General features: G+C 71.9%; 9 protein-coding genes. 1 reads left to right on the top strand and 8 read right to left on the bottom strand.

What is annotated here, in order from left to right; translation table 11 throughout:
• Nucleotides 1-19: 19 nt before the first annotated feature.
• The 8 genes from AC1DWH_RS14425 to AC1DWH_RS14390 all read right to left on the bottom strand — a co-directional run bounded on the left by AC1DWH_RS14425 (nt 20) and on the right by AC1DWH_RS14390 (nt 6,086).
• Nucleotides 20-382 (bottom strand): NADH-quinone oxidoreductase subunit A, encoded by a 363-nt coding sequence (locus tag AC1DWH_RS14425; RefSeq protein ID WP_456846329.1) that lies wholly within the window; start codon nt 380-382, stop codon nt 20-22.
• Between the two features lie 34 nt (nt 383-416).
• Entirely contained in the window at nt 417-1,643 is a 1,227-nt protein-coding gene (locus AC1DWH_RS14420; protein ID WP_456846328.1) for a geranylgeranyl reductase family protein, read from the bottom strand.
• Between the two features lie 281 nt (nt 1,644-1,924).
• Complete coding sequence (locus AC1DWH_RS14415; protein ID WP_477094255.1) at nt 1,925-2,584, bottom strand: hypothetical protein; 660 nt, start codon at nt 2,582-2,584, stop codon at nt 1,925-1,927.
• Between the two features lie 14 nt (nt 2,585-2,598).
• Nucleotides 2,599-3,423, bottom strand: a complete 825-nt coding sequence (locus tag AC1DWH_RS14410) for a signal peptidase I (RefSeq protein ID WP_477094254.1) — start codon at nt 3,421-3,423, stop codon at nt 2,599-2,601.
• The gene (locus tag AC1DWH_RS14405; protein ID WP_477094253.1) at nt 3,420-3,959 is read right to left on the bottom strand and encodes a hypothetical protein; all 540 of its coding nucleotides are present in this window, start codon (nt 3,957-3,959) and stop codon (nt 3,420-3,422) included. Before AC1DWH_RS14405 ends, AC1DWH_RS14410 begins: the two co-directional genes overlap by 4 nt.
• A gap of 59 nt (nt 3,960-4,018) precedes the next feature.
• Nucleotides 4,019-4,525 (bottom strand): hypothetical protein, encoded by a 507-nt coding sequence (locus AC1DWH_RS14400; protein ID WP_456847004.1) that lies wholly within the window; start codon nt 4,523-4,525, stop codon nt 4,019-4,021.
• A gap of 43 nt (nt 4,526-4,568) precedes the next feature.
• Nucleotides 4,569-5,162 carry an alternate-type signal peptide domain-containing protein gene (locus tag AC1DWH_RS14395; RefSeq protein ID WP_456847003.1) on the bottom strand — a complete coding sequence of 198 codons (594 nt, stop codon included), beginning with the start codon at nt 5,160-5,162 and terminating at the stop codon, nt 4,569-4,571.
• A gap of 225 nt (nt 5,163-5,387) precedes the next feature.
• Nucleotides 5,388-6,086 (bottom strand): demethylmenaquinone methyltransferase, encoded by a 699-nt coding sequence (locus AC1DWH_RS14390; RefSeq protein ID WP_477094252.1) that lies wholly within the window; start codon nt 6,084-6,086, stop codon nt 5,388-5,390.
• A 72-nt stretch (nt 6,087-6,158) separates the two neighbouring features.
• On the opposite strand from AC1DWH_RS14390, the gene AC1DWH_RS14385 reads away from it, so the two are divergent.
• The gene (locus AC1DWH_RS14385) at nt 6,159-7,520 is read left to right on the top strand and encodes an isochorismate synthase (RefSeq protein WP_477094251.1); all 1,362 of its coding nucleotides are present in this window, start codon (nt 6,159-6,161) and stop codon (nt 7,518-7,520) included.
• Nucleotide 7,521: the final 1 nt, after the last annotated feature.

The following is a 7,521-nucleotide window of genomic DNA, read 5'->3' as shown; positions in this document are numbered from 1 at the left end:
CACTCCTTCATGAAAGCGTTCAGTCCCACTCGAACCCGCCGCGCTTCCACTCGTAGACGAACGGCACCGTGATGATCACCAGGAACCCGATCATCGCGACCAGCCCGAACAGGGCGAGGTCCGTGAAGCTCACGGCCCACGGGTAGAGGAAGACCACCTCGATGTCGAAGATGATGAAGGTCATCGCGACCAGGTAGTACTTGATGGGGAAGCGGCCGCCGCCGATGGCGTGCGGGGTGGGCTCGATGCCGCACTCGTACGCCTCGAGCTTGGCGCGGTTGTACCGCTTGGGGCCGAGGATGACGCTCGAGCCGACGCCCCCGAGGGCGAGCACGGCGGCGATGCCCATGAGGAAGAGCAGCGGGACGTACGGGTTGGTCATCGAACGTCACTCCACTTCTTTGTGGTGGGGGTGTTCATGCGGCGGGGGCGATCCGGGCGAGCCCGGCGATGACCCGGTCGACCAGGTCACCACCCTTCGGCTCGTAGCAGTCGGACAGGAGCTTGAGCACGAACTTCATGACGAGCGGCCGCGGCAGCCCGTACCGGGTGCACACCCGCATGACCTCGGGGTGCTCGATCAGCCGGACGAACACCCGGCCGAGCGTGTAGTACCCGCCGAGGTCGTCCTTCATCCGGCCCTGGTACGTGGCGAACGCGCGCTCGCGGCCGGCGGCGGTCCCGCGTGCGAGCCCCTGGGCGATGGCGTCGGCGGCGACCCGGCCTGCCTGCAGGCCGTACGCGATGCCCTCGCCGTTGAACGGGCTGATCATCCCGGCGGAGTCGCCCGCCAGCATGAGGCCGTTGGCGTACAGCGGCCCGCGGTTGAACCCCATCGGCAGCGCGGCACCCTTGACCGGACCGACCTGGTTGTCGGGCGTGAACTCCCACTCGGCTGGCACGTGGCGCATCCAGGTGGCGAACAGCTTCTTGTAGTCGACCTTGGTCGCCGCCGCCGTCGACGCCACCGAGCCGAGCCCGACGTTCGCCGTCCCGTCGCCGAGCGAGAAGATCCAGCCGTAGCCCGGCATCAGGTTGTCGTCGTCGTCCCGGAGCTCGAGGTGGCTCTCCATCCACGGGTCGTCGTGCCGGGGGGTGGTGAAGTAGGTGCGCACCGCGACGCCCATCGGGCGGTCCATGCGCTTCTCGAGGCCCATCCCCGTGGCCAGACGCGCCGAGACCCCGTCGGCGGCGATGACGATCGGCGCGCGGTACGTGACCGTCTCCCCGTCGACCTTCGCCTGCACCCCCACGACCCGCCCCGAGCGCTCGTCGCGCACCGGACCCGTGACGTTGGTGCGCTCCTGCAGCTTGGCGCCGGCCGCGCGGGCGTGGTCGGCCAGCGTGTGGTCCAGCGACATCCGCGACTTGGCCAGGCCGTACGACGGGTAGCTCGACAGCTCGGGCCACGCCAGCTCGAGCCGGTGACCGCCACCGAGCACCCGGAGACCGATGTTCCGGATCCAGCCGTCCTGCTCGCGGATCGGCAGCCCCATCCGCACCAGCTCGGCCACCGCGCGGGGCGTCAGACCGTCGCCGCACACCTTGTCGCGGGGGAACTCCGACTTCTCCAGCAGCAGGACGTCGAGGCCCGCGGAGGCGCAGTGGAACGCGGCGGCGGACCCTGCTGGGCCCGCGCCCACGACGATGACATCTGCGTCATCGTGCGTTGTTTCCACCACCAGTGACCCCACTTGTGACGATGTTCACGTACTGCTCCCGGCGAGTGTAACCAGCGCCCCCAGGGCTGTCTGCGAAGGCACTCCTTACCTCGTAGGAGCGGGTGAAGAACGGGGTGTGATCTGCCGGTTGACCGCGCGATGTTTCCGGGGCGGGGCGCTGCGGTCGGGCTCCGACGGAGCCCATCATTCACCCAAGCGGGTGCATCCCGTCGACCTCGGGCGAGCCCGTCCGTCGAGGTCGGTCAGTTCTGGTCGCGCCGGGAGCGGCGGCGGGCGGCCAGCAGCAGGAACCCGACGACGATCGCGCCGAGCGAGATGCCCGCGGTCCGCGCGATCTCGGCGCCCGTGCGGGCGAGCCCGCCGGACCCGCCGTCGGCGGGAGGTGCGGCGTCCACGGCACCGGCGGGCGTGGTCGCCGCGGGGGTCGTCGGGGTCACGCCGGGACCGATTCCTGTCTGCACGAGGGTCACCGAGTCGAGGACGGCCGCGACGCTGACCTGGCTCGTGAGCTGCGACGAGGCCGCGAAGGTCACGACGAGCGGGATGCGTGCCGTGCCTCCCGGGGGGATCTCGGGTCCGTGCCAGCTGGTGCCGCCCGAGGCCGGGGTGCCGTCGATGCTCAACGAGAGGTCGCCGGCGAGGGTCCCCGGGGTCACGCCGAGGTCGTCGGCGACCTCGAGATCCACCCGCGCAGGGTCGCCCGTGGCATTGCGGACCCAGAGCGCCGACGAGATGACGTCGCCCGGGACGACGACACTCGGTGACGCGAACAGCATTCCCGGCAGTGACGCCGACCACGACGTCCCGTCGAGCGAGAGCTGGAGCGGGTCGGTCGCCTGCGCCGCGGCCGCGGGGACGACGGTCGACGCACCCACGAGCACCAGGGCACCGATCAGGAGCACTCTCCGCACCCGCGTCACCGCGATCGCCGGCCGAGGATCGCGAGCCCGACCACGAGCCCGCAAAGAACGACGACGGTCACCACGGCGCCGGGCGCGGGCGAACGTCGGCGATCGCGGTCCCGCGTCTCCGAACGCGCTCGCCGGGACGGCGCCGTCGGGGACGGGGATGCGCGCTCGATCACGACGTTGCTGTAGGCGACGGTCACGTCGGGTACCACGACGGCCGCATCGGACGGTTCGTCTGTCGTGGTCTCGTCCGGGCGTCCGCGGCGGAACCGGTCCCGCACGCCGCCGCCGACCAGCACCAGCCCGTAGAGGATGAGGGCGCCGGCGACCGCTTTGAGCAGCCAGCCGGGCCGGTTGATGCCCACCCACGTGTTCACGTACCCGAGGTACGGCAGGTGGTAGGCGACGACTCCGCGGATCTGCACGGCGCGCACGGGCGGGTCGGCCGCATTGTTGGCGTCACCACGGGTGACGAACTGCCGTTCTCCCGTGGAGGTCCACCCGAGACCGACCACGCGATGCGTGACAACCTCCGGGCTCGCCGACACGCGTTGGTAGGTGACGACGTCGCCCATCTGGATGTCGTCGACCGGCTTCGGCCGCACGACCACGAGCGAGCCCGGGTCGATCGTCGGCCGCATGCTGCCCGTGAGCACGGTGTACGGGGTCGCACGCAGCGCCAGAGGCATGACGATCATCACCAGCGCGAGGACGACCACCGCAGCGAGCGCGATGCCCGACAAGACACCGGCGGCGACGCGCAGCGCCGAGCGCCGGCCGGCCGGAATCGGCTCCGGGCCGGCCCCGACCGGAGGTTCGCGCACATCGGTCATGGGGTCACGCAGCCGAAGTTGGTGTACCCGAGCAGGTTCGAGCCCTGCACGGCGATGGGCGCCGACGGCGCCGAGTCCCACGTGGTCGAGCCGAACACCACCCGGGTGCGCACTGTGATCGTCTGCTTCTCCATGGGCGCTGCCACGGAGTCGGGCGAGACCTCGATCGACGTGGTCCCGACCGCCGACGAGACGTTAACGACGGCGCCGGACGCCGAGACGACCTGCACGAGGTACGACCGGGTCGCGCCCGACGGCAGCGCCGGCGACGGAGCGGCGGGCTCCGTCCAGGCGACCTTGACCGGGTCGTTGCCGAAGATGATCGTCCGGGTGCTGCAGGCGCCCATCGTCGGCGCCGCGAGCGAGTTCGCACTCGCAGCAGTCGTCGAGGTCGCGGTGATCGTCCAGTACGCCCACGCGGCGCCCGGGACCGCGGCCACCAGGCCCGCCACGACCGCGACTACGCCGGTCGCACGAGCGAACCGACGGCGGGTGGACGGGACGGCAGGGGTCGGCGCCGGAGCGGTCGGCGACATGCCGACCCCCCGGACCTCACGCTGCTGTGGGCGCACGTCGCTCCCTCGTGGCTGAACGGTCAGTAGGTGGACTGGTTGCGGGCCGTCGCCGTCAGGGCGAGCGAGCCCGTCTGCGCCTGGAGCGACGACGGTGCCGTGGACGACAGGGTCACCACGACGCACACGTAGACGGATGCACCGTTGGCGATGGTGGCACTCCAGGTGCTGACCGGTTGCGCGGTCGCCGTGCAGGCAGCCGCCGTAGGCCCGGTCGACGTGCGCAGCGCCACGGCGAGGTTGCCCGCCAACGCCCCTGTGACCGCCGGCGGGTCGAGCTGGTACTGCCACCGGCCGTCACCGGTCTGGGTCAGCTGCAGGACGCCGGTCCGCGTCTCTCCCGGCCACATGCCGGTCAGCGAGAGGGCGGTCGACCACTGCGGGGTCAGGCCGATGGTGCCCGAGGTGATCGTCGCGTTCGTGCCGACGTTCTGCGCAGCACGCCACGACCCGTAGGCCGCCGCGCTCCCGATGAACGAGAGCGCGACGGCCACGGCGGCGATCAGCTGGAGACGCAGACGGCGGTTCACTGCTCGATGCCCTCCCGGGCGGTGGAACTCAGGTCTGAGCGACTCAGATCTGGGTGACGGTGATCGCCGAGGTCGACAGGTCGACCGACTGCGCCGAGCCCTTGCGTGCCGAGTCGGCGACACCGAACGGGAAGGCGACCTCGACCTTGACGGTCACGTCGAAGGTCGTGGTGCCGCTGTTCGCGGTCACCGAGACCACGTTGCCCGCGGTCGTGACGGTGCCCGTGCCGGTCTGCGTGCCGGAGGTCGCGACCGTCGGCGTGACCGTGAGCTCGTTGAGCAGCGGGTTGGTCGCCGCAGCGGGCACGTTGTTCGTCAGGCCGGGCACCGCGAGCGCCACGGTTGCCTTGAGGTTGTCACCCTGGGCCGTCACCGTGAACGTCTGGGTCACGACGACCGTGTCGCCGGGGACGATCTTGGAGGTCGCCGGCGCGAAGGTGGCGCCCGACGTCTTCCAGGTCCACACGGGCGAGCCCGTGGCGCCCGTCTTCGGCGCGATCGCCAGGTTGCCCGAGGAGATCGTCGTGGTCGAGCCGAACGTGCTGGACTGCGTCCAGTACGCCATCGTTCCCGCGCCGCCCAGCAGCAGCGCCACACCGGCGCCAACAGCGATGGCGCCCTTCGTCGTCTTGCGCATGATCCATGCCTCCCGTAGCCGTCGCCGGCTACACCACCGGCACAGACGACCTCGGTAGGCGGACGAGCGTCCATGAGGAGCGGAAGCGCTTCTTCACCCCGCCGTGGCCCGCGCACGGGTGATAGCACCCATCCCACACCGGTGTCGATGCGGCGAACGAGTGCACATCGGACACCACCCGTTCGGCTGAACGAGGCGCCCAAAGGTGCTGGTCAGACGTCCAGGTCAGACCTCGGACTTGGTGCCCCGGTGCAGGGCGACGATGCCGCCCGAGAGGTTCCGGTACGCCACGTGCGTCCAGCCGGCGTGCTTGATGAGCAGCCCCAGAGCGTGCTGGTCCGGCCACTCGCGGATCGACTCGGCGAGGTAGACGTAGGCGTCGGGCTCCTTGGACACGGCCCGCGCGACGGGCGGCAGCGCCCGCATGAGGTAGTTCTGGTAGACCGCCCGGAACGGCTTGAACGTGGGCCGCGAGAACTCGCAGACCACCAGGCGACCGCCGGGCTTGGTCACGCGCAGGAGCTCGTCCAGGGCGCTCGGGACGTCGCTGACGTTGCGCAGGCCGAACGACATCGTCACGGCGTCGAACGACTCGTCGGCGAACGGCAGGTGCAGCGCGTCGCCCGCGACGAACGCGAGGTCCGGTCGGCGCCGCTTGCCCACGTCGAGCATCCCGACGGACAGGTCGCAAGCGACGACGTTGACGCCGGCGTCGGCCATCGGCTCGGACGACGTGCCGGTGCCGGCGGCGAGGTCGAGCACCGTCTCCCCCGGCTGGGCGTCGATCGCCTTGAGGGTCGCCTTGCGCCACGCACGGTCCTGACCGAGCGAGATGACGTCGTTGGTCCGGTCGTAGCGGTGGGCCACGGCGTCGAACATGGCGGCGACGTCCTGAGGGTCCTTGTCGAGGGAGGCACGGGACATGTGTCCATCGTCGCAGGTCCGGACGGCCTGTACGACAGGGCGGACCGGTGCTCCAGGCATACGCTGGCACCGATGAGCACGCAGACCTCCGCCCCCGCGGACGCGGTCCCGCAGCCTCTCGTGGTCCGCACGGTCGCGTTGGACGCGCTCGGCGGCACGACGGAGGCGTCGGCCGCCGACCTCCCGGACCCCCTCGACCTGCTCGGGCTCCTGCCGTCGCAGGCCCCCCTCGCCTGGGTCCGCCGCGGTGACGGCCTCGTCGCGTGGGGCGAGACGCTGCGGATCGAGGTCGGCGGTGCCGACCGGTTCGCCGACGCCGAGCGGGCGTGGCACGAGGTGCTCGCGCGGGCGATCGTCCGGGACGAGGTGCAGGCTCCCGGCACCGGTCCGGTGGCGTTCGGCTCGTTCGCGTTCGACGACGAGTCCCCCGCCGGCGGCGTCGTCGTCGTTCCGCGCGTCGTGGTCGGCCGCCGCGGTGGCCGCACCTGGCTGACGACGATCACGACGGGAGCCCGGCTGCGCGCCGCCCCCCAGCTCGCCGACGTCGTCGGCCCCCGCGTGCCGCCGGTCGACCCGGGCGAGGTGACCTACACCGACGGCGCCGTGAGCCCGGACGGGTGGCGCGACGTCGTCGCGAGCGGCATCGCCGCGATCAAGGCCGGCGACGTGGAGAAGGTGGTGCTCGCGCGCGACGTGCACGCCCGCGCCGAGCACCCCGTCGACGTGCGGTGGGCGCTCGAGCGGCTGGCGACGCAGTACCCGTCGTGCTGGACGTTCAGCGTCGACGGGCTGCTGGGCGCGACGCCCGAGCTGCTCGTCCGCTCGGAGAAGGGCCTGGTCACGTCGCGGGTGCTGGCGGGCACCATTCGGCGGACCGGCGACGACGCGGCCGACATGGCGCGCGCGGCGATCCTGGCCCACTCGTCCAAGGACCTCGAGGAGCACGAGTACGCGGTGACGTCCGTGGCGCACGCGCTCGAGCCGTTCTGCTCGTCGATCAACGTGCCCGACGTGCCGTTCGTCCTGCACCTGCCCAACGTCCTGCACCTGGCGTCCGACGTGACCGGTGTGCTCACCGCGCCCAGCGGCGACAGCGCGCACCCGTCGTCGCTGGCCCTCGCGGCGGCGCTGCACCCGACGGCTGCCGTGTGCGGCACGCCGACCGTCGCGGCCCGGGAGCTGATCCGCAGCATCGAGGGCATGGACCGCGCGCGGTACGCGGGGCCGGTCGGCTGGTTCGGTGCCGACGGCGACGGCGAGTGGGGCATCGCGCTGCGCTCGGCGCAGATCGACGCCGACGACCCGCGGCGCGTCCGGCTGTTCGCGGGCTGCGGCGTCGTCGCCGCGTCCGACCCGCCGGCCGAGCTGGCGGAGTCCGAGGCCAAGCTGGTCCCCATGCGGTACGCGCTCGGCCGGGACATCAGCGGCAGCTGAC

The sequence above is a fragment of the Cellulomonas sp. P2_F12 genome, from assembly GCF_056403775.1.
Note: the sequence above shows the minus strand (reverse complement) of the source record. Positions and strands in the feature narration are given on the sequence as shown.